The sequence below is a fragment of the Oleiphilus sp. HI0066 genome, assembly GCF_001635725.1.
Window position 1 is genome coordinate 1 of sequence record NZ_LWFH01000138.1, and the last position, 937, is coordinate 937.

The 937-nt window shown below is 45.3% G+C and carries 1 protein-coding gene; it reads right to left on the reverse strand.

What is annotated here, in order from left to right; genetic code table 11:
• Positions 1–937: DEAD/DEAH box helicase (locus A3738_RS02490; RefSeq protein ID WP_156503891.1), on the reverse strand; the 937-nt coding region annotated here is incomplete at both ends.

Consider the following 937-nt stretch of genomic DNA (forward strand, 5'->3'; position numbering starts at 1 on the left):
GCGCTCACGCATTTGCCCATGTGCGAAACCAACACGAGATTCAGGTATGAGTTTTTGCAAGAACTCGACTTCTTTTTCGATATTCTTGACATCATTGAATAAGTAATAGACTTGGCCGCCGCGCAGTATTTCACGCAGTACAGATTCACGTATCAAAGCATCTTGCTTTTGCCTTACGAAGGTCTTAACTGATAAACGTTTGGCTGGTGGTGTTGCGATAATCGATAAATCACGCACACCACCCATCGCCATATTCAATGTTCGCGGAATTGGGGTTGCCGTTAATGTGAGTATATCTACTTCGGCACGTAGAGCTTTGAGTTTCTCTTTTTGTTGCACCCCGAACCTGTGCTCTTCATCGATGATTAGTAAGCCCAAGTTCTTAAATTTAATGTTTCCTTGAATCAGCTTATGCGTGCCGACGAGGATATCGACTTCACCAGATTCAACACGCTCCAAAACTTTGCCTTGTTCTTTTGCAGTTTTAAAACGAGAAATCAGCTCTACATTTACTGCCGTATCTGCAAACCGATCTAGAAAACTTTGATAATGCTGTTGTGCGAGCAGAGTAGTAGGGACTAAAACAGCGACCTGCTTGCTAGAGTAACTCGCGATGAATGCAGCACGCATTGCGACCTCGGTTTTGCCAAAGCCGACATCCCCACAGACCAATCGATCCATAGGCTGATCTTTAGTCATATCCTGAACTACAGCGTTGATTGCAACTGCTTGGTCCGGAGTTTCTTCAAAAGGAAAGCCTGCGCAAAAGGCGCGATAGGCTTGTTTCGGGTGACTGTATTTGAAGCCTTTTTTTGCTGCGCGCTTTGCGTAGACTTCGAGTAACTCAGCTGCAGTGTCGCGTATTTTCTCTAGAGCTTTTTGCTTAGTCGTGCTCCAGCGATCTGTTCCAAGTTTGTGTAATGGTGCGAGTGACTCA